The sequence below is a fragment of the Streptomyces sp. NPDC031049 genome, from assembly GCF_055571015.1.
Genome location: NZ_JBVIGC010000002.1, coordinates 1 through 21,231, shown reverse-complemented (window position 1 = coordinate 21,231; position 21,231 = coordinate 1). Strand labels below are relative to the sequence as shown.

The following is a 21,231-nucleotide window of genomic DNA, read 5'->3' as shown; positions in this document are numbered from 1 at the left end:
GCCGCCGCCCTCCTCCCCGTAACAAGATCCCCGACCACAAGTTACTGCCCGGTATCTCCCGGGCTTCCGAACGGGGACCCCATGCACAAGGTCATGTCCAGCGCCCAGCGCCGCTCCACCGCCGGTCCGGCCGCGACGAGGCCGCCCACGACGCCCGCGGCACCTCCCCGCGGCCCCGGCGCCGGCGCCCCGCGCAGCACCGCGGCAGGCGGCCGTCCGCCCGCGGGCCCGTCCGCACAGCGCTCGCGCTCCCGCACCCGCCCCGCGGACAACCGCCCGCCGACCGGCCCGACCCGCCGCCCGCCCACCACCCGCACGACCGCCCCGACCACCACACCCCGGAACGCCACCACCCCGACGACCACGGCCGCCCGGAACCCCGCCACCCCGACCACCGCGGCGGCCCGGAACCCCGCCACCCCGGTCGTCCCCACCCAGACCCCCCGGCGCCCGGTACCCCCTCCCCAGCCCCGCCCCACCGACGTCTTCGCCGAGCGGCTGCTGGCCGTGCTCTGCGGACGCCGCCCGGTGCACTCGATGCTCCGCCACACCGTCGGCCGCGCCTACGACGAGCTGGCCTGGCTCGCCGAACGCGGTGCCCTGCGCACCCACGGCCCCCAGCCCGTCGTCCACGACATCGGCTACTTCGCCCCGCGCCCCGGCGCCCTGGAGGTCTTCGCCAGGATCGGCGCGGGCGGCAGGCTGCGCGCGATGGCCTTCCGCCTGGAACGCGGCGCGGACCTGCGCTGGCGCTGCTCGGCCGTGGAACTGGGCGGCCCGCGCATGCCACGCGACGACGACTGAGCACCACCCCACCGGACGACTGGACGCCCACCGCACCGGACGCCCGCCCGAGCGAGAGGGCACCGACCCGCACAAGCAAACGGCGGGGCCGGGCCACCCATGAGGTGACCCGGCCCCACCCGGTCTCAGCCGGGCCTCAGCCCGCCCTGCCGCCGAGGTGCCGCAGACACCCGGCAGCCGCCGTCACTTCTTGCGGCGCCGCCCGCCCTTGGCCTGCTTGCGGCGCTCCGCGCGCGTGAGCCCGTCGGCCGGGGAGCGCACGGGCTCGCCGTCCTCGCTGACGTCGCGCTCGATGACACCGCCCTCGCCGTCCACGGTGGGTGCGGTCAGATGGAGGTTGCGCCGCTGCGGGGCGTCGAGGCCCTTGGCCCGGATCTCCGGGCGCGCCGTCGCCTGCGCCGGCACCGCGTCCTGGGGGGCACCCTTCTCCAGCGACGGGGCGGGCTTGGCGTCCTCGACCGGGACCTCCTCGACCTGCTGCTCGACCTGCACCTCCAGGTTGAACAGGTAGCCGACGGACTCCTCCTTGATGCCCTCCATCATCGCGGTGAACATGTCGAAGCCCTCACGCTGGTACTCGACCAGCGGGTCCTTCTGCGCCATCGCGCGCAGGCCGATGCCCTCCTGGAGGTAGTCCATCTCGTAGAGGTGCTCGCGCCACTTGCGGTCCAGCACCGACAGCACGACCCGGCGCTCCAGCTCCCGCATGATCTCGGAGCCGAGCTGCTTCTCACGCGCCTCGTACTGCTCGTGGATGTCGTCCTTGATGGACTCGGCGATGTACTCGGCGGTCAGACCGGCCCGGTCGCCGGCCGCCTCCTCCAGCTCCTCGACGGTGACCTTCACCGGGTAGAGCTGCTTGAAGGCGCCCCACAGCCGGTCCAGGTCCCAGTCCTCGGGGAAGCCCTCGGCGGTCTCGGCCTGCACATAGGCGTCGATCGTGTCGTCCATGAAGTGCTGGATCTGCTCGTGCAGGTCCTCGCCCTCCAGGACGCGGCGCCGCTCGCCGTAGATGACCTCGCGCTGCCGGTTGAGGACCTCGTCGTACTTCAAGACGTTCTTACGGGTCTCGAAGTTCTGCTGCTCGACCTGCGACTGGGCGGACGCGATCGCGCGCGTGACCATCTTGTTCTCGATCGGCACGTCGTCCGGGACGTTCGCCATCGACATCACGCGCTCGACCATCTGGGCCTTGAACAGCCGCATCAGGTCGTCGCCGAGCGAGAGGTAGAACCGGGACTCGCCGGGGTCGCCCTGACGGCCGGAACGACCGCGCAGCTGGTTGTCGATCCGGCGCGACTCGTGCCGCTCGGTGCCGAGAACGTAGAGGCCGCCGAGCTTCTCGACCTCCTCCTTCTCGGCCTTGACCGCCTCCTCGGCGCGCTTGAGCGCGTCGGGCAGCGCCGCGGCCCACTCCTCGATGTGCTCCTCCGGGTCGAGGCCGCGCTGGCGCAGCTCCGCCTCGGCGAGGTCCTCGGGGTTGCCGCCGAGCTTGATGTCCGTACCACGGCCGGCCATGTTGGTGGCCACCGTCACGGAGCCCTTGCGGCCGGCCTGCGCGACGATCGTCGCCTCCCGGTCGTGCTGCTTGGCGTTGAGCACCTCGTGCTGGATGCCGCGCTTGCTGAGCTGCTGCGAGAGGTACTCGGACTTCTCGACCGAGGTGGTGCCGACCAGGATCGGCTGGCCCTTCTCGTGCTTCTCGGCGATGTCGTCGACGACCGCCTCGAACTTGGCGACCTCGGTGCGGTAGATCAGGTCGGACTGGTCCTTGCGGACCATCGGCCGGTTGGTCGGGATCGGGACCACGCCGAGCTTGTAGATCTGGTGGAACTCGGCGGCCTCGGTCATCGCCGTACCGGTCATGCCGGAGAGCTTGTTGTAGAGGCGGAAGAAGTTCTGGAGGGTGATGGTGGCGAGCGTCTGGTTCTCGTCCTTGATGTCCACCCCTTCCTTCGCCTCGATCGCCTGGTGCATGCCCTCGTTGTAGCGGCGGCCGGCGAGGATACGGCCGGTGTGCTCGTCGACGATCATGACTTCGCCGTCGATGACGACGTAGTCCTTGTCCTTCTTGAACAGCTCCTTGGCCTTGATGGCGTTGTTCAGGTAGCCCACCAGCGGCGTGTTCACCGACTCGTAGAGGTTGTCGATGCCCAGCCAGTCCTCGACCTTGGCGACGCCGGACTCGTGGATGGCGACCGTGCGCTTCTTCTCGTCGACGTCGTAGTCGCCGGTCTCCTCGATGCCCTTCAGCGGCTGGCCGGCCTCGCCGCGCTTGAGGCGCTTGACCAGCTTGGCGAAGTCGCCGTACCACTTGGTGGCCTGGTCGGCGGGGCCGGAGATGATCAGCGGCGTACGGGCCTCGTCGATGAGGATGGAGTCGACCTCGTCGACGATGGCGAAGTTGTGGCCACGCTGGACGAGTTCGTCCTTGGACCACGCCATGTTGTCGCGCAGGTAGTCGAAGCCGAACTCGTTGTTCGTGCCGTAGGTGATGTCGCAGCCGTACATCTCGCGGCGCTGGGCCGGCGTCATGTTGGCCAGGATGCAGCCGACGTCCAGCCCCAGGAACTTGTGGACGCGGCCCATCATCTCGGAGTCGCGCTCGGCCAGGTAGTCGTTGACCGTGACGATGTGCACGCCGTCGCCCGACAGGGCGTTGAGATAGGCGGGCAGGGTGCCGACGAGCGTCTTGCCCTCACCGGTCTTCATCTCGGCCACATACCCCATGTGGAGGGCGGCGCCGCCCATCAGCTGCACGTCGTAGTGCCGCTGGCCGAGGACGCGCTTGGCGGCCTCGCGGACGGTGGCGAACGCCTCGGGCAGCAGGTCGTCCAGGCTCTCACCGTCGGCGTAGCGCTGCTTGTACTCATCGGTGAGGGCCCGCAGCTCGGCGTCGGAGAGGTCGACGAAGTCCTCTTCGATGGAGTTGACCTGGTCCGCGATGCGGTGCAGCTTGCGCAGGATCTTGCCTTCGCCTGCACGCATGATCTTCGAGAGGACGGACACGGGGGTTGGTCTCCTTGCCGGTCGGGCCTGGGACGGTCGGTTTTCCGCTTCTTGACGTGACTGAGCAACGGCCATCGTAAGCGAGGACCCGGCCGCCCCGGGAGGCCTGCTGTCGCGGCGACGGTCCGCTGCTGCTTTTTGCTTCCAGTCTGCTCCAGACTGCTGTCAATGAGGACAACGTCCACGGCCCGTGGATGGTGCCGCGTCCGGCCGCCGAATTGCGCGAAACGTGATCATGCGAGCACGTTCGGCGAAAGATTTGGCATCCGGTGCGGGCCGCCCAGCAGAATCGGCCGATGGAACCCGTCACGCTCACCACCGACCGCCTGGTCCTGCGCACGGTCGGCCCGCAGGACACCGACGCGGTGTACGCCGCCTGCCAGGACCCCGCCATCCAGCGCTGGACCACGATCCCCTCGCCCTACCACCCCGAGCACGCGCGTGGCTTCACGGAGCAGATGGTCCCCGACGGCTGGGCGAGCGGCACCATGTTCACCTTCGGTGTCTTCCTGCCCGGTGGCGATCTGGTGGGCATGCTCGGCCTGACGATGCTCTCCCTGGGCGTCGCGGAGATCGGCTTCTGGGCCGCCGCGGAGCACCGCGGCAACGGCTACGTCACCGAGGCCGCCGAGGCCGCCTGCCGCTGGGCGTTCACCGAGCTGAAGATCGACCGCGTGGAGTGGCGCGCCGAGACCGGCAACACGGCCTCCCGCGCGGTCGCGGAACGCGCCGGCTTCACCCTGGAGGGCACCCTGCGCGCGGGCATCAACAACAAGGGCACCCGCCGCGACTGCTGGATCGGCTCCCTGCTCCCCTCGGACCTCTCCCTCCCCTCGACGGCCCCCTATGTGCCGGCCCCCTCCTAGCCACGGCCGGCCGTCCCTCCCCATCGCCCACCCCGCTGTCAGTGCCACCCTCTATCGTGCGGACGTATGACGACCCTCCCGCGCCCCGCCACGGAGCTCTCGGCCGCCGACGCCCGCCGCATCGCCCTCCGCGCGCAGGGCCTCCTCGGCGCCCCCGACCGCCGTGCCGGCGTCCGCGGCATACTCCGCCACCTCGGCGCGGTCCAGCTGGACACCATCTCCGTCCTCGCCCGCTCGCACGAACTCGTCCCCTACGCCCGCCTGGGCGCGGTCGGCCGCAGAACGGTGGAGGACGCCTACTGGAAGGACACCCACGCCTTCGAGTACTGGTCCCACGCCGCCTGCATCCTCCCCATCGAGGAGTGGCCCCACTTCGCCTTCCGCCGCCGCGCCTACCGCGACCGCCCGCACTGGAACCACGAGCTGCCCGACGGCGTCTACGACCAGGTCGTCAAGCAGCTCCGCGCGGAAGGCCCCCTGACGGCCACCGAGCTGGGCGGGGCGAAGCGGACCAGCGAGTGGTGGGACTGGTCCGGCACGAAGGTCGCCGTCGAGCGCGCGCTGATGTACGGCGAGGTGGTCTGCGTGGAGCGGCGCGGCTGGAAGCGGGTCTACGACCTGGCCGAACGCGCGATCCCGGCCGACCTGCTCCACGACGAGCTGGACGACTCCGAGTGCCTGCGCCGTCTGGTCCGTCTGGCCGGCCAGTCCCTGGGCGTCGGCACGCGCGCGGACATCGCGGACTACCACCGCCTCAAGGCCGAGCAGGTCGACGCGGTGATCGCCGACTCGGGCCTGGTCCCGGTGACGGTCGCGGGCTGGGGCGGCAAGCCGGCCTGGGCCGACCCCGCGGCCCTGGAGACCCCTCCGCGAGGCCGCCACCGCACCACGCTGCTGTCCCCCTTCGACTCCCTGATCTGGGAGCGGGCACGCACCGAGCGGATCTTCGGCTTCACCCACCGCCTGGAGGCCTACGTCCCCAGGCAGAAGCGGGTGCACGGCTACTTCGCGATGCCCGTCCTCGCCGGTGGCCGGCTCGTCGGCCGCGTCGACCCGGCCCGTCAGGGGCGCACGCTGGTGGCCAAGCAGGTCACGCTGGACGGCCCGAAGGCGGTCCCGGCGACGGCCCAGGCCCTGGCCGAGGCCGCGAGCTGGGTCGACTGCACCGACGTACGCGTGGAACGGATCGACGATCCGGCGCTGCACGAGCCGCTCACCCGGGAGCTGAGCCGCATACTCGGCTGACCGGCCGACCGGTTGAGCCGGCCCACTGGCGGACCGGCCGGCCGGTTCAGCGGATCTCGAGGATCTTCTCCCGCATCGCGTAGACCACGGCCTCCATCCGGGAGTGCAGCTGGAGCTTCTCCAGGATGTTGCGCACGTGGTTCTTCACGGTGTTCTCGGAGATGAACAGTTCCTTGGCGATGTCCCGGTTGTTCATGCCCGTCGCGACGAGCTTGAGGACTTCCAGTTCGCGGTCCGTGAGCCGCGGCGCGGGCACGAGCCGGCGTTCGTCGGTCCGCTGGATCATCGACTTGAACTCGGTGAGCAGCTTCGACGCCATGGAGGGGCTGATCTGCGACTGCCCGTCGGCCACCGCACGGATGGCGGTGGCCACCTCGTCCGTGGAGATCTCCTTGAGCAGATAGCCGGTGGCGCCCGCCTTGATCGCGTCGTAGAGGTCGGCCTCCTCGTCGCTGATCGTCAGCATGATGATCTTCGCGCTGGGAGCCACCTCCTTGATGGAGGTGCAGGCCTCGATACCGCCACGCCTGGGCATCCGCACGTCCATCAGCACGATGTCCGGCAGCAGGTCGGCCGCCTTCTCCACGGCCTCGGCGCCGTCGCCCGCCTCCCCGACGACCTGGATGTCCTCCTCGGCCGCGAGCACGATCTCCAGACCACGGCGGAACAGGGCGTGGTCGTCCACGACCAGGACTCTGATCGGCTCCTTGCGTGGAGCGCCCGCGTCCGGGCCCATGCCGCCGACGCCGTCGTCGGCGTCGTCGTCCCGCATCGGTCCGAAGCTGTCCGCCATCGTTCCTCCCCCTGACGGCTGTGGCCTGCCTGTGCTCCTGAGCCATCGCCAACCCAAGGCAACGACCCAACGGTTGGGCCGCTGCGGCCATGATTCCATGCCCGGGCGACACCGGGGTGACGGAGCGGTGCGCGAAGGGGTCGCACACCGTCGCACACCGGTGCCCCTGGGGGCGCACACGCGCTCCAGGGGCACCGCCTCTGCTGTCGGCCGGCCCGGTCAGCCGCCGAGCGCACCGCCCGCCTCGGCCGAGTGCGCCTGGGTCACCATCGTGTCCGTCTGGAGGTGGATCACGCCGTAGTCGTACGCGTGCCGCCGGTAGACGACACTCGGCTCCTTGGTCTCGGAGTCGATGAACAGGTAGAAGTCGTGCCCCACCAGCTCCATCTCGTAGAGAGCCTGGTCGAGGGTCATCGGCGCGGCCGAGTGGGTCTTCTCGCGGACGACGAGCGGCCCGTCGCCCTGCACCTCCAGCGAACCGATCTTCTTCGTCGGCACGCTTTCCTGCTCCTCCTGGGGAGCGACGCCTCCGGTCCCGTTGAGCGTCGCCGCGCCCGGGACGTGGTGGGGGACCTCGGCTGCCGAGATCCGGCGTGCGCCGCGTCGCGAGAAGCGCTTGTCGTGCTGCTTGCGCAGCCGGGCTTCGAGTTTCTCCGCCGCCAGGTCGAGCGCCGCGTACGGATCGCTCGCCGCAGCCTCCGCCCGGATCACCGGCCCGCGCGAGCGGAGCGTGATCTCCACTCGGTCACTGCGGTCGGCCTGTCGGGGGTTGGGCTCCTTGGACACCTCGACGTCGAGGCTGATCACCTTGCCATCGAGCTTCTGGATCTTCTCCAGCTTCAGCTTCTCGGCCACGTGCTTCCGGAACCGCTCGGGCACCTCGGTCTTGCGGCCCTTGACGACGATGTCCACGCAGAACTCCGTTCCCGGATCGCCCCGCTTCGGTGGCGGAGCATCTCCCTTTCGCACCAGGCTCCGGTGAGCCCCGGAACCTCGGACTCGGTGACTTCCACCTCCTCCCCCGTGGGCGAGTTCTCCACTCCACCGGCACGGGTGATGGGAAAAACCCGCTGCACGGCATTCGGATACAAGAGGTGTGGCCTGCGGCTTTCCCTCACAACCGAACATATCTCGCCCGGGCGGAAGTCGTCACCCTCTACCGCGGCGTACCTCCGTTCAGGTGAATTGGGCCTCTTATTACCTGGAACGTTGCAAGATCTCGATCAGTTCCGGTTTATTTCAAAAGCATCTGGAGATGCGGCCACCACGGCAGCGCCGATCACGACCGTCATGTCGTGGATCATGTCGCCGCCGCTCTTCGCGTCCGCCGTTCCGCGCCCGCCCGGCGCCCGGTCGACCCTCGCTTCCGTTGTCGCGGCCTTCCGTTCTTCTCTGCCTTCCCATGCTGCTCGCGGATACACGGGCAGCACCCCCGTTCTGTACGTACCACCCCCCGTCTCCGCCTCAGGCGACGTGCCGTTCTCCCCGACCGCCGCCCGCACCGCCCGGGCCGCCTCCGCCAGGGAAGCCCCGGTCGTCATGAGGTCGTCGACGAGCACGACCGGACCGGCGTCGCGGAGCAGCCCGCCACCGCCCGCGGCCACGGTCAGCGCCCCGGCCACGTTGTCCAGCCGCTGCCGGGCGTCGAGCCCCGACTGGTCGGCCACGGGGCGTCGTTGCCGCAGCACGGCGAGCACCCGGGCAGGGGTCCCCGCCCGCCGCAGCTCGCCCGCGGCCGCGAGCGCGATCCGCCGCGCCGGATCATGCCCCCGGGCCCGCACGGCCCGCCGCGCGGACGGCACCGGCACCAGCACCAGCGGAGCCCTCCGCGACGGCCCGGGCGCCGGCCCCGGACCCCGCACGGTTCCGCACCCGCCACCCGACGGCACCCCGCACGGCCCGCCGGGCGGCGACGCCGCCGCCAGCCCGGCCCGTACCGCCCCGGCCAGGGCGGCACCGAGCGGACCCGCCAGTGCCAGCGCGCCGCGCTCCTTGTGGGCCAGGAGCACGGCCCGCACCTCGTCCGCGTACCGGGCCGAGGCGTGCACCACCGGCAGCCCGGGCGGCTCCGGCGCCGGTCGCACCCGCCGCGGCGCGGCCCCGCTGAGCACGGCACGGCACCGTGCGCAGAGCACGGTGCGCGCCCTGCCGCAGCCTCCGCAGTCGGCCGGAAGCACCAGGTCGGTGAGGTCCTGCCACCACCCCCGCATGTCCACCACTGTGCCGCCGCGGCCCTCTCACGACCACCCCTGTGGACAACGCCCTGTGGACAACTCCGGCCGTCGGCCGACGGACGTCCCCCACACGAGCGCACACCCTCCGGCGGCGGCCGGGTCAGCGAGCACGGCGAACACCCCGGAGGGCTCGCTGCGCCCGGGTCACCCCGGATAGACCGGTGCCGTCCCCTCCGTGACCTTCTGCCACTGCATCCCGGTCGGCAGCCGGACGATCCCGTTCTCCGAGTCCTTGGAGTACGCCACCAGCGGCAGCCGCTCGTCCTCGGACGCGGCGATCTCCTGCACCCCGGTCAGCGCCGCGGGCACCGCGGCCTCCGGCGTGGAGCCGTCGACCTGGACGTAGCCGATCTGCTGCACACCCCCGCGCTCGCGGCCGACCACCACCAGGCGGCTGTCGCCCGCCCAGGACATGGCCCTGACCTCTTCCAACCCAGGGGTGGCGGAGCGCAGTTCGAGAACCGCCGGCTGTTCGCCGCCCTTCTCGCCGCGCTCGATCCGGCCGATGAGCAGCGAACGGTCGCCGTCCTTCTCCACGATGAGCGCGATCCGCACCCCGTCGGCGGCCACCCGCACGGCCTCGATCCGACCGTCGAGCTGCGGGACCCGCACCTCCACCGGATCGCCGGCGCCCTGACGCAGCATCAGCAGGCGTGGTTCGTCCGGGTTGCGGTCGGCGATCCACAGGTCGCCGTGCGTGTCCCAGCTGGGCGGGGTGAGCCGGTCCTGCTCGGTCCTGCCCCGGCTGAGCAGCACCGGCTCGCCGAGCGAACCACCCGACACCAGCGACCCGACGTACAGCGTCCTGCCGTCGAGCCCGACCCCGGCCGCGGTGTGCTCGTCGCGCGACACCGCCACCGACCGCAGGGCCGTCTGCCCCTCGCCCAGCGCGCCCGGGGCGGGGCTCGGGTGCAGCCTGGTGGAGTCGCTGCTGGAGGGGATCCGCACCAGGCGGTGCTCGTCGTCCAGGAAGTACAGGAAGTCCGGGTGCTGCGCCGAGCCGCGCGCGGCGACCGCCGCGGCCTGGTCGCCGGTGAGCGAGCACAGCGAGTCGCCGCCCGCCCGCAGCTCGACCTTCTCCACCGCCGGGGTCAGGCTCTGCACGGTGTACAGCAGCTGGGCCGCCATCTCCTTGCACTTGTCCGCGCCGACCCGGGCGGCCCTGTCGTTCAGCGGCACCGTCACCTTGCTGCTGTCGTCGGGGACCAGCGGTGTCGCCCCCTTCGCCAGCGCCGTGCCCGTGGGGAAGCTCGACCGGACGACCGGGCCCAGCAGGCTCGACGGACCGGCGAAGAGGGAACGCACGACCTGCGTCATCGGTTCCACCCGCCGCCGGACGTACACCGGGTCGGCGACGGCCGCGGGCTGCCCGCCCGTGCCGGCCCGGTCCTCCGCCGGGGTGTCGGAGGCGAGGTAGTACTTGTTGACGGACAGGTAGTTGCGCTGGAAGTCGGACTGCCCCATGACGACACCCTGCGGCAGCGCGTCGATGCGCCACTGCCCGCTCTTGGCGTCCCGGACCAGGTGCACCGACTCCCGGTACTGCCCCTCGGCGGGCGTGTACGAGCGTTGCGCGTCCACCGTGGCCACCTTGAGGCCGGTCAGGGTGAGCGAGTACTCGCGCGTGTCGTCGCGGAGCACCGAGGGACCCGACGCCGGGCCCGGGCCGCCCGCGAGCACGGTCGTGGACCGCTCCGGCCGCCAGGTCTTCGCCGCCGCGCCCGTCAGATACTTGCGCGCGATCTCGTAATTGGGATCGTCGCTGGTCAGCGCCTCCAGAAAGCCCTGCACGATCTCCGTCGGCGAGCCGTCCTCCGGCGGCGGCATGGCGAACACCCGCACCTGCGCGTCCTGCCTGGGCGTCGACTCCACGCCCCGCAGGTCCCCGCTGTCGGGCATGGACGCGCAGCCCGCCAGCAGGACGACGCCGCAGGTCCCGTACACCACCGCGCGCACCGGTCGGCGCCGGCCGCCCCCCTCGCGGTCAGCGCCCACGAGATGCCTCCCCTTGCCTGTTCGACTCCTCCGGCCCGGTGCCGCCCCGGCGGTCCCGGGCCTCCCTCGCGGACTGCGCCTCCGCCACGGACTGAGTCTCCGCCGCCGACTGCGCCCCCGCCATGGACTGCGCCTCCGCCGCGGACGGGGCTCCCGTCGCCGACGGAGCGTCCTGCGCGCGGGCGCCCGACACGGGCCGCGGCACCACGCGCGCGCCGTTGCCGGGCAGTGCCGTCGGGTCGGCGGACACGGCGGCACCCCTCGGCGGTATCGGGTCCCGGTTCCTGGCCCCGGGCACCTGCCCGGCCGTCGCCTGCGCCGGGACGACGGCGCCCTTGTCCGCGCCCTGTTCCCGCGCGCCCTTGTCCCCGGCGCCCGACGGGCCGGCGTCGTCCAGTCCGCGGTTGCGCCGCGAGTCGGCGGGCTCCAGCGGTATCGGCGAACCCCGCAGCGGTTCGTCCGCCGTCCTGGGCAGTGTCAGCCGGAACTGCGACCCCCCGCCGGGCTCGCCCCACGCCTGGAGCCAGCCTCCGTGCAGCCGCGCGTCCTCCAGGGCGATCGACAGCCCCAGTCCCGTACCGCCCGTGGTACGCGCGCGTGCCGGGTCGGCCCGCCAGAACCGGCTGAAGACCCGTGTCGCCTCGCCGGGCTTGAGCCCGACGCCGTAGTCCCGCACCGCGACCGCGACCGCGCCGCCGGCGGCGGCGAGCCGGACGACGACGTCCCGGCCCTCGCCGTGCTCGACCGCGTTGACGACGAGGTTGCGCAGCACCCGCTCCACCCGCCGGGCGTCGGCCTCGGCGACGACGGGCTGCTGGTCGCCGACGACGCGTATGCGCGTGCCCTTGCGCTCGGCGAGCGGCTCCGCGCCGCTGACGACACGGTGGACGACGTCCCTGAGGTCTATCGGCTCCGCCTCCAGCGCCGCCGCGCCCGCGTCGAAGCGGCTGATCTCCAGCAGGTCGGCCAGGAGCGTCTCGAACCGGTCCAGCTGGTCGGCGAGCAGCTCGGCCGAGCGCGCGGTGACCGGGTCGAAGTCCACCCGCGCGTCATGGATGACGTCGGCCGCCATCCGCACGGTGGTCAGCGGGGTCCGCAGCTCGTGCGACACGTCGGAGACGAACCGCCGCTGCATCCGGGACAGGTCCTCCAGCTGGTTGATCTTCAGCTGGAGGTTCTGCGCCATCTTGTTGAAGGCCTCGCCGAGCCGTGCGATGTCGTCCTCGCCGGTGACCTTCATCCGTTCCTGCAACCGCCCCGCGGACAGCCGCTCGGCGATGCTCGCCGCCATCCGCACCGGCGTGACGACCTGCCGCACCACCAGCCAGGCGATGGCCCCGAGCAGGACGACGACGAACAGCCCCGCCGTCGCCAGGGTGCCCTTCACCAGGCTCAGCGACTTCTCCTCCTGCGTCAGCGGGAAGAGGTAGTACAGCTGGTACGGGTCGCCGTTGGGGTCGTTGACCTGCTTGCCGATGACCAGCGCGGGCTGGGAGGCCTCGCTGGAGTTGTAGATGACGCGGGTGTAGCTCTGCGCCGCCGACGGATTGCTGTCGATCCGCTCGCGCAGCGCCTCGGGCACGCTGGCCGCCGGGTCGACCAGGCCGGAGGCGCGCGGACCGCGTCCGGCGCCGCCGTCGCCGCCCGCCGGGAGCGTCACCACCTCGAAGGCGCCCTGACCACCGCTGGAGAGCGACTTCACCAGTTCGCTCATCCACTGGATGACGTTCTGCGAGGGACGGGCGTCCGTGGGGGCACCGCCCTCGTCGCCGACGTTCGCCGCCGCCTCCTCGGCCCGCTGCTTGGCCACCGAGAAACCGCCGGTGGCCTGGCTCTGCGACGCCTTGACCTTGGCGTCCAGCAGGCCGTTGCGGACCTGCCCGATGACGACGAAGCCCAGCAGCAGCACCACGCCCAGGGACATCAGCAGCGTGGTGACGACGACCTTGAGCTGGATGTTGCGCCGCCACAGCCGCATCACGGGCAGCAGCGGCCGGCGCACCCAGCGCATGAACAGCCGCAGGACCGGGCTGCCCTGCACGCCACCGTGCAGCAGCCCGCCTTCCAGCAGGCGCCCGAAGCGGGAGCCCGCGGGCTTCCGGCCGACAGGCCGCCCGGCGCGGGCCCCGGGCCGGCCGGGAGCCGAAGCGGCGCTGTCCCCGGACATGTCAGCTCGGCCCGGCCTTGTATCCGACACCACGGACGGTCACCACGATCTCCGGCTTCTCCGGGTCCTTCTCGACCTTGGAGCGCAGCCGCTGCACATGCACGTTCACCAGCCGCGTGTCCGCCGCGTGCCGGTAGCCCCAGACCTGCTCGAGCAGCACCTCGCGCGTGAACACCTGCCACGGCTTGCGGGCCAGCGCGACCAGCAGGTCGAACTCCAGCGGCGTCAGCGCGATCGACTGCCCGTCCCGCTTCACGGAGTGACCGGCCACGTCGATCACCAGGTCGCCGATGGCGAGCTGCTCGGGCGCCGGCTCCTCCGACCTCCTGAGCCGCGCCCGGATCCGGGCGACCAGCTCCTTCGGCTTGAACGGCTTGACGATGTAGTCGTCGGCACCCGACTCCAGTCCGACCACGACGTCCACGGTGTCGCTCTTGGCCGTCAGCATCACGATCGGCACCCCGGACTCCGCCCTGATCAGGCGGCACACCTCGATGCCGTCCCGTCCGGGCAGCATCAGGTCCAGCAGCACCAGATCGGGCTTGGTCTCACGGAAGGCGGCCAGCGCCTTGTCGCCGTCGGCTACGAAAGACGGCTCAAAACCCTCACCACGCAGCACGATGCCGAGCATCTCGGCCAGTGCGGTGTCGTCGTCGACGACAAGGACTCGTCCCTTCATAAACGACATCATCCCATTCTCATAACGGTGGCGAAGGCGCAGGTGAGGCAGCTCACTGCGTGGTGACGATAGTCGTACGCGGCCGTCACTGTCTGCCCCCGCCCCCCGGCGGCCGGCGGCCCGGGCACCGCGACCGGCTCAGCGGGACGCCGCCCGGCCCGGCCCGGCGCACAGCTCCGCGAGCCCCTCGGCCGTCACCGGCGAGACGACACCCTCCTCGGTGACGATGGCCGTCACCAGCTCCGGCGGGGTCACGTCGAACGCCGGGTTGTACGCCTGGGTCCCCAGCGGCGCCATCGGGATCCCGCCCGCCGTGCCCGCCACCGGCACCTGGGGCGCCGTCACCTCGGTCACCTCGTACCCGGGGCGCTGCTCGACCTCGATGGACGCCCCGTCGGGCGTCTCCAGGTCCACCGTCGTCACCGGCGCCACGACGACGAACGGCACGTGGTGGTAGCGCGCGAGCACCGCCAGCGGATAGGTCCCCACCTTGTTCGCCACCGACCCGTCGGCCGCGATCCGGTCGGCCCCGACCAGCACCGCGTCGACCTCACCGGCGGCGAACAGCGAGCCCGCCGCGTTGTCGGTGAGCAAGGTGTACGCCATGTCGTTGCGGGCCGCCTCGTACGCCGTCAGCCGGGCGCCCTGCAACAGCGGACGGGTCTCGTCCACCCACAGGCGCCGCAGCCGCCCCTCCCGGTGCGCCGCGAGCGCCACCGCGAACGCCGTGCCCTCCCCGCCGGAGACCAGCGCCCCGCTGTTGCAGTGGGTGAGGATGCGGTGCCCGCCGGCCGGCAGCAGCTCGTCCAGCAGCGCCAGCCCGTGCCCGGCCATGCGGGCACTGGCCTTGGCGTCCTCGCGGTGCAGCGCCCGCGCCGCGCTCAGCGCCGCGTCGGCGGCCTGCCGTGCGCTGCCGCCCTCGGCGAGCACGGCCCGGTGCGCGGACCGCGCCCGGTGCACCCCGAGGGCGAGGTTCACCGCGGTGGGCCGGGCACCCGCCAGCGCGCCGGCGGCCTCGTCCACGTCGAAGCCCCGTACGGCGGCGAGCGCGACGCCGTACGCGCCCGCGATGCCGAGCAGCGGCGCCCCGCGCACCGCGAGTGAGCGGATCGCCTCCACCAGGGCGGACGCGTCCGTGCAGACCAGCTCGACCTCCTCGGCCGGCAGTCTCGTCTGGTCCAGCAGGACCAGCACAGGGCCTTCGGGGGGTTCCTCCCAGCGAATGGCCGGGATGTCGGTCGGCCGCTTGTCCTCGCCGCTGTGCGCGTACTGATCAGCCATGCGGTCAGTCTGCCCCCTGCCGGGCGGACAATTGAAGGTGCGCAGCCCGTACCGTGGCTGGTCCCCGCCCGACCGCTCCATGGCACGATGGCTGCCAACCCGCCGCCGCGACCGCGGACGCGCACCGTGAAGGAGCGACGATGAACGACACTCCGGGCTGGGCCTCGCCCGGATCCTCCCCGTCCGACGGGCGGCAGTCCGGCACGCCCGGCCCCGCCGAGCCCGCCGACCGCCCCGCGGCCGACCCGGGCGCCCAGCCGAGCGCGCAGCCGGCGGAGCAGCCCGGCACGGATCCGACGGGCCCCGGCACGAAGTGGTCCAAGGAGCAGCCGCCACCCGGCCAGTGGTCCGCGCCCACGGGGCCGGGCCAGGCCCCGCCTCCGCCGCCCCCCGGCCCGGGCTGGGGCACCCCGCCCCCCGGGGGCCCCGGCGGCCCGGCCGGCGGATGGGGCGGGCACGGCGGCCCCGGAGGATACGGCGGCTGGGGCGGCCCCCCGCCCGCGGCCAAGCCCGGCGTGATCCCCCTGCGCCCGCTCGGCGTCGGCGAGATCCTCGACGGCGCGGTCTCCACCATGCGCACCTACTGGCGCACGGTCCTCGGCATCTCCCTGACCGTCGCGGTCGTCATAGAGATCATCGTCGTCCTGCTCCAGGGCCTGGTCCTCGACACCAGCACGGACGCCCTCAACGACCCGAGCGCCACCCTGAGCGAACTCGGCGACGCCATGGCCGACGCCATGATCAGCTCGGGTGCCCTCTTCGTGATCACCCTGATCGGCACGGTCGTGGCGACCGCCCTGCTGACCACCGTCACCAGCCGCGCGGTGCTCGGCAGGCCGGTCACGACCCGTGAGGCCTGGCGGGACGCCCGCCCGCAGGTCATGAAGCTGTTCGGCCTGATCGTCCTGCTGCTGCTCATCGCCGCCGGCATCATCACCGTGGGCGCCCTGCCCGGCCTGCTCGTGGCCGTCACCGCTGGCGGGGACGCGGCGGTGGCCCTCACCGTGCTCGGCATCATCGGCGCAGGCGTCGTGGCCCTGTGGCTCATGGTCCGCTTCTCCCTGGCCTCGCCCGCGCTGATGCTGGAGAAGCAGGGCATCGTGAAGGCGATGAGCCGCTCCGTCAAGCTGGTACGCGGCTCCTGGTGGCGGATCTTCGGCATTCAGCTGCTCGCCACGCTCATCGCGAACGTCATCGCGTCGATCATCGTCATCCCGTTCGCCTTCATCGCCGCGGCGGTCGACGGCGACAGCATGAGCGGTTTCCTCAACGGCACCGGCGACGTCGGCTGGACGTTCCTCGTGATCAGCGGCATCGGCTCGGTGATCGGCTCCATGATCACGTTCCCGGTCACCGCCGGCGTCACCGTGCTCCTCTACATCGACCAGCGCATCCGCCGCGAGGCCCTCGACCTCGAACTCGCCCGCGCCGCCGGCGTCCAGGGCTACGCCCCCGGCACCTCCGGCGCGCCCGGCGCCACCCCGGGGAGCTGATGCGGTGAGCATGCCGGGGGGAGTTCTCACCGAGGCGCTGCCGGGCGCCGCCGTACGGGCTGTGCTGCGCACCGGCGACGCCGTGGTCCTCGCAGTGCCCGCCTCGGACGACGAGCCGCCGCTGACCGTCCCGCGCGACCCCGCGCGGGAGGCGGCCCGGCGCGAGTTGTCCAAGCGCATGTACCACCAGGACGACCCCAGCTGGTTCGAACGCGCGCTCGACACCTTCTGGGACTGGGTCGACGAGCTGTTCCGCACCGCCTCGTCCGCGGCCCCGGGAGGCACGCTCGGCCTGATCGTGATCATCGTCGCCGTCCTGGCGGTCCTGGGCGCCCTCTGGTGGCGCCTCGGCACCCCCCGCCGCCGGCCCGTCTCTTCCCCCGCGGTCTTCGACGACCGCCCGCGCAGCGCCGCCGAACACCGCTCGGCCGCCGGCGCGCACGCCGCCCAGGGCCACTGGAACCAGGCCGTCCAGGAACGCATGCGGGCCATCGTCCGCGCCCTGGAGGAACGCGCCCTCCTCGACGTCCGCCCCGGCCGCACCGCCGACGAAGCGGCTGTCGAGGCCGGCCGCGCCCTGCCCGGCCACGGCGACGCCCTGCGCGCCGCCGCCCGCGACTTCGACGACGTCACGTACGGCGGCCGGTCGGCGACCGAGCAGACGTACGCCCGCATCGCCGACCTCGACCGCCGGCTGGAACGCAGCAGACCGCAGCTGACCGACAGCACCGCCCGCACCACGGACCAGCACGCCCGCCAGGGAGCCGCCGGATGACGACCGAGGCCGCCCTCCCGTCCACCTCGGCCGCGCCCTCCGCCCGCCAGGTGTGGACCCGCGCGCGAGGCATCACCCTCGCCCTGGTCCTGCTGCTCGCCGGGGCCGTCGCGATCGCCGTCGTCCGCTCCGACGCCCGGCACGGCGAACTCGACCCCCGCTCCGCCGACCCCCGGGGCAGCCGCGCCGTCGCCGAACTCCTCGCCGACCGGGGTGTGACCACCCGCTTCGTGACCACCCTCGCCGAGGCCCGCGCGGCGGCCGGCCCGGACACCACCCTCCTGGTCGCCGTCCCCGACCGCCTGACGGAACGCCAGCAGACCGACCTGCACTCGGCCACCACCCGCTCCGGCGGCCGCACCGTCCTGGTCGCCCCCGGCGGCCCGGCCGTCGAACGCCTCGTCCCCGGCGTCACCGCCGACCCCGCCATCAGCGGCGAGTCGACACTGTCCCCCCACTGCGCCCTGCCCGCGGCCCGCCGCGCCGGCACCGCCGACACCGGCGGACTGCGCTACACCACCACCCTCGACGCCGACCACTGCTACCCCAGCCGACGCCTGGCCACCCTGCTGCGCATCCCCGACATCGACGAAGGCACGACCGGGGCACCCGACGGGGCGGCCGAAGGCGACACGATCGTCCTCGGCGCGCCCGACGTCCTCCACAACGACCGCCTCGACGACCACGGCAACGCCTCGCTCGCCCTGCAACTGCTCGGCTCCCGCCAGCATCTGGTCTGGTACCTCCCCTCGCTCTCCGACAGCACCGCCACGCCGGAAGAGGAACGCGACTTCTTCGACCTGCTCCCCTCCGGCTGGCTGTGGGGCACACTCCAGCTCTTCATCGCCGCGGCCCTGGCCGCCCTGTGGAGGGCACGCCGGCTCGGCCCCCTCGTGCCCGAGAAACTCCCCGTGGCGATCCGCGCCTCCGAGACCGTCGAAGGCCGCGCCCGCCTCTACCGCAAGGCCGACGCCCGCGACCGCGCGGCCGACGCTCTTCGCTCCACCACCCGCACCCGCCTCGCCCCCCTCGTGGGCATCCCCGTCTCCCAGGCGCACACGCCCGAGACCCTGCTCCCCGCCCTCTCCGCCCACCTGCGCGGCGAACACGGCACGCACGACGGACAGTCGCCGCACGCCCTCCTCTTCGGCCCGCCGCCAGGCGACGACGCGGCCCTCATCTCCCTCGCCGACCAACTCGACGCCCTCGAAAGAGAGGTACGCCGTCCATGATGGACCCGACCACTGACAACGCCGGGCAGACCGGGGACCCGCGCGACACCCGCGCCTCCCTGGAGACCCTGCGCGCCGAGATCGCCAAGGCCGTGGTCGGCCAGGACCCCGCCGTGACCGGCCTCGTCGTCGCCCTGCTCTGCCGCGGCCACGTCCTGCTCGAAGGCGTCCCCGGCGTCGCCAAGACCCTCCTGGTCCGGGCCCTCGCCTCGGCCCTCGACCTGGACACCAAGCGCGTCCAGTTCACCCCCGACCTGATGCCGAGCGACGTGACCGGCTCCCTGGTCTACGACGCCCGCACGTCCGAGTTCTCCTTCCAGCCCGGCCCGGTCTTCACCAATCTGCTCCTCGCCGACGAGATCAACCGGACCCCGCCGAAAACCCAGTCGTCCCTCCTGGAGGCGATGGAGGAACGCCAGGTCACGGTCGACGGCACACCCCGCGCCCTCCCCGAGCCCTTCCTCGTCGCCGCGACCCAGAACCCGGTCGAGTACGAGGGCACCTACCCCCTCCCGGAAGCCCAGCTGGACCGCTTCCTGCTCAAGCTCACCATCCCGCTGCCCTCCCGGCAGGACGAGATCGACGTCCTCACCCGGCACGCCTCGGGCTTCAACCCGCGCGACCTGCGCGCCGCCGGCGTACGCCCCGTCGCGAACGCCGCCGACCTCGAGGCGGCCCGCGCCGCCGTCGCCACGACCACGGTCTCCCCGGAGATCACGGCCTACGTCGTCGACATCTGCCGGGCCACCCGCGAGTCGCCCTCCCTCACCCTGGGCGTCAGCCCGCGCGGCGCCACCGCCCTGCTGTCGACCGCACGCGCGTGGGCCTGGCTGACCGGCCGCGACTACGTCACCCCGGACGACGTCAAGGCCCTCGCGCTGCCCACCCTCCGCCACCGCGTCCAGCTCCGCCCGGAGGCCGAGATGGAGGGCGTGACGGCGGACTCGGTGATCAACGCGATCCTCACCCACGTCCCCGTCCCCCGCTGATGGCACTCACCGGACGCGCCGCCCTCCTCGCGGCTCTCGGCTCCCTCCCCGTCGGCATCTGGGAACCCAGCTGGACGGGCATCCTCGCCGTCAACGCCCCGCTGGCCGTGGCCTGTGCCTGCGACTACGCCCTGGCAGCCCCCGTACGGCGCCTGGGCCTGTCCCGCTCCGGCGACACCTCCGTGCGGCTGGGCGAGTCGGCGGACGTGACCCTCACGCTCACCAATCCCTCCGGCCGCCCGCTGCGCGCCCGCCTGCGCGACGCCTGGCCCCCCAGCAGCTGGCAGCCGGGCACGGAGACGGCCTCGTCCCGGCACCGTCTGACGATCCCGGCGGGCGAACGCCGCCGCATCACCACGCGGCTGCGGCCGACCCGTCGCGGCGACCACCAGGCCGACCGCGTCACGATCCGCTCGTACGGCCCGCTCGGCCTGTTCTCCCGGCAGGGCACCCATCGAGCCCCTTGGACGGTCCGCGTCCTGCCTCCGTTCACCAGCCGCAAGCACCTGCCCTCCAAGCTGGCCCGCCTGCGTGAGCTGGACGGCCGCACCAGCGTGCTGACCCGCGGCGAGGGCACGGAGTTCGACAGCCTGCGCGAGTACGTCCCCGGCGACGACACCCGCTCCATCGACTGGCGCGCCACGGCCCGGCAGAACACGGTCGCCGTACGCACCTGGCGGCCCGAGCGCGACCGTCACATCCTGCTCGTCCTCGACACCGGCCGCACCTCGGCGGGCCGGGTGGGAGACGCGCCGCGCCTGGATGCCTCGATGGACGCCGCACTCCTGCTGGCCGCCCTGGCCTCCCGCGCCGGAGACCGCGTGGATCTCCTCGCCTACGACCGCCGGGTACGCACCCGTGTGCAGGGCCGCTCGGCGAGCGACGTCCTGCCGGCCCTGGTCAACGCCATGGCGGTACTGGAACCGGAGCTGGTGGAAACCGACGCACGGGGCCTGACGGCAACCGCCCTTCGCGCGGCACCCCGCCGGTCGCTGATCGTGCTGCTCACCACGCTGGACGCGGCGCCCGTCGAGGAGGGCCTGCTTCCCGTCCTCGGCCGGCTCACCCAGCGGCACACGATCCTGCTGGCCTCCGTGGCCGACCCGCACGTCGCCCGCATGGCCGAGGCCCGCGGCAGCACGGACGCCGTCTACGAGGCCGCGGCAGCGGCAAAGGCCCAGTCCGAGCGGGAGCGTACCGCGGAACAACTCCGCCGCCACGGCGTGACCGTCGTCGACGCGACACCGGAGGAACTGGCGCCGGCACTGTCGGACGCCTATCTGGCACTGAAGGCCGCGGGCCGCCTGTGAGGGAGGAATACGGGGCTACGGCCCCACCGTGCCCTTAAACGCAGAAAGGCCCCGCACCGAATGGTGCGGGGCCTTCCCCAATCAAGAATTGTTCGGCGGCGTCCTACTCTCCCACAGGGTCCCCCCTGCAGTACCATCGGCGCTGTAAGGCTTAGCTTCCGGGTTCGGAATGTAACCGGGCGTTTCCCCTACGCTATGACCACCGAAACACTATGAAACAGACAACCAGCACGCCCCGTGACCTGGGACGGGTTGTTCATGGTTTCAGAACCAACACAGTGGACGCGAGCCTCTATGGACAAGCCCTCGGCCTATTAGTACCGGTCAACTCCACACGTTACCGTGCTTCCATATCCGGC

Annotated in this window: 16 protein-coding genes and 1 rRNA gene; 8 read left to right on the top strand and 9 right to left on the bottom strand. The window is 72.6% G+C overall.

All coding sequences use genetic code 11. The features are described from left to right. The first annotated feature begins 81 nt into the window (after nt 1–81). Nucleotides 82–804: an Rv3235 family protein gene (locus ACZ45Q_RS03620; RefSeq protein ID WP_468254381.1), complete on the top strand. Its 723-nt coding sequence runs from the start codon at nt 82–84 to the stop codon at nt 802–804. Between the two features lie 183 nt (nt 805–987). Here the strand turns inward: ACZ45Q_RS03620 and secA are convergent, their stop codons facing one another. Then, nucleotides 988–3,813, bottom strand: a complete 2,826-nt coding sequence (gene secA, locus ACZ45Q_RS03615; RefSeq protein ID WP_468254378.1) for a preprotein translocase subunit SecA — start codon at nt 3,811–3,813, stop codon at nt 988–990. A 296-nt stretch (nt 3,814–4,109) separates the two neighbouring features. Between secA and ACZ45Q_RS03610 the strand changes: the two genes are divergently transcribed. Further along, nucleotides 4,110–4,679, top strand: a complete 570-nt coding sequence (locus tag ACZ45Q_RS03610; RefSeq protein WP_468254376.1) for a GNAT family N-acetyltransferase — start codon at nt 4,110–4,112, stop codon at nt 4,677–4,679. 66 nt (nt 4,680–4,745) lie between these two features. After that, the gene (locus tag ACZ45Q_RS03605) at nt 4,746–5,924 is read left to right on the top strand and encodes a winged helix-turn-helix domain-containing protein (RefSeq protein ID WP_468254374.1); all 1,179 of its coding nucleotides are present in this window, start codon (nt 4,746–4,748) and stop codon (nt 5,922–5,924) included. Between the two features lie 46 nt (nt 5,925–5,970). Here ACZ45Q_RS03605 and ACZ45Q_RS03600 read toward each other — a convergent pair whose 3' ends face one another. From ACZ45Q_RS03600 to mtnA, 7 genes are all read right to left on the bottom strand, one after another. Then, a complete protein-coding gene (locus ACZ45Q_RS03600) occupies nt 5,971–6,717 on the bottom strand; it encodes a response regulator (RefSeq protein WP_468254371.1) in 747 nt (248 codons plus the stop codon). A 219-nt stretch (nt 6,718–6,936) separates the two neighbouring features. Continuing rightward, nucleotides 6,937–7,629, bottom strand: a complete 693-nt coding sequence (gene hpf / locus ACZ45Q_RS03595; RefSeq protein WP_468254369.1) for a ribosome hibernation-promoting factor, HPF/YfiA family — start codon at nt 7,627–7,629, stop codon at nt 6,937–6,939. Nucleotides 7,630–7,940: 311 nt separating this feature from the next. Next, nucleotides 7,941–8,927, bottom strand: a complete 987-nt coding sequence (locus ACZ45Q_RS03590) for a ComF family protein (RefSeq protein ID WP_468254366.1) — start codon at nt 8,925–8,927, stop codon at nt 7,941–7,943. Between the two features lie 168 nt (nt 8,928–9,095). Next, nucleotides 9,096–10,946, bottom strand: coding sequence for an LpqB family beta-propeller domain-containing protein (locus ACZ45Q_RS03585; protein ID WP_468254364.1), 1,851 nt, complete (start codon nt 10,944–10,946; stop codon nt 9,096–9,098). After that, on the bottom strand, nt 10,936–13,113 hold the full coding sequence (mtrB, locus tag ACZ45Q_RS03580; protein ID WP_468254361.1) for an MtrAB system histidine kinase MtrB: 2,178 nt from the start codon (nt 13,111–13,113) through the stop codon (nt 10,936–10,938). Before mtrB ends, ACZ45Q_RS03585 begins: the two co-directional genes overlap by 11 nt. Before the next feature lies 1 nt (nt 13,114). Next, nucleotides 13,115–13,804 carry a two-component system response regulator MtrA gene (mtrA, locus tag ACZ45Q_RS03575; protein ID WP_003975799.1) on the bottom strand — a complete coding sequence of 230 codons (690 nt, stop codon included), beginning with the start codon at nt 13,802–13,804 and terminating at the stop codon, nt 13,115–13,117. A 126-nt stretch (nt 13,805–13,930) separates the two neighbouring features. Next, nucleotides 13,931–15,073 (bottom strand): S-methyl-5-thioribose-1-phosphate isomerase, encoded by a 1,143-nt coding sequence (mtnA, locus tag ACZ45Q_RS03570; RefSeq protein ID WP_468254359.1) that lies wholly within the window; start codon nt 15,071–15,073, stop codon nt 13,931–13,933. Between the two features lie 140 nt (nt 15,074–15,213). Between mtnA and ACZ45Q_RS03565 the strand changes: the two genes are divergently transcribed. The 5 genes from ACZ45Q_RS03565 to ACZ45Q_RS03545 are packed head-to-tail and all read left to right on the top strand — an operon-like array spanning nt 15,214 to nt 20,872. Further along, nucleotides 15,214–16,566 carry a DUF7847 domain-containing protein gene (locus ACZ45Q_RS03565; protein WP_468254357.1) on the top strand — a complete coding sequence of 451 codons (1,353 nt, stop codon included), beginning with the start codon at nt 15,214–15,216 and terminating at the stop codon, nt 16,564–16,566. 4 nt (nt 16,567–16,570) lie between these two features. Beyond that, on the top strand, nt 16,571–17,341 hold the full coding sequence (locus ACZ45Q_RS03560; RefSeq protein WP_468254354.1) for a DUF4129 domain-containing protein: 771 nt from the start codon (nt 16,571–16,573) through the stop codon (nt 17,339–17,341). Continuing rightward, complete coding sequence (locus ACZ45Q_RS03555) at nt 17,338–18,573, top strand: DUF4350 domain-containing protein (protein WP_468254352.1); 1,236 nt, start codon at nt 17,338–17,340, stop codon at nt 18,571–18,573. Before ACZ45Q_RS03560 ends, ACZ45Q_RS03555 begins: the two co-directional genes overlap by 4 nt. Beyond that, nucleotides 18,573–19,562 carry an AAA family ATPase gene (locus ACZ45Q_RS03550; RefSeq protein WP_468254351.1) on the top strand — a complete coding sequence of 330 codons (990 nt, stop codon included), beginning with the start codon at nt 18,573–18,575 and terminating at the stop codon, nt 19,560–19,562. Before ACZ45Q_RS03555 ends, ACZ45Q_RS03550 begins: the two co-directional genes overlap by 1 nt. Beyond that, on the top strand, nt 19,562–20,872 hold the full coding sequence (locus ACZ45Q_RS03545; RefSeq protein ID WP_468254348.1) for a DUF58 domain-containing protein: 1,311 nt from the start codon (nt 19,562–19,564) through the stop codon (nt 20,870–20,872). The genes ACZ45Q_RS03550 and ACZ45Q_RS03545 overlap by 1 nt, the downstream gene beginning before the upstream one ends. 90 nt (nt 20,873–20,962) lie before the next feature. Here the strand turns inward: ACZ45Q_RS03545 and rrf are convergent. Beyond that, nucleotides 20,963–21,079: ribosomal RNA gene (gene rrf / locus ACZ45Q_RS03540) — 5S ribosomal RNA — on the bottom strand. Between the last annotated feature and the right edge of the window lie 152 nt (nt 21,080–21,231).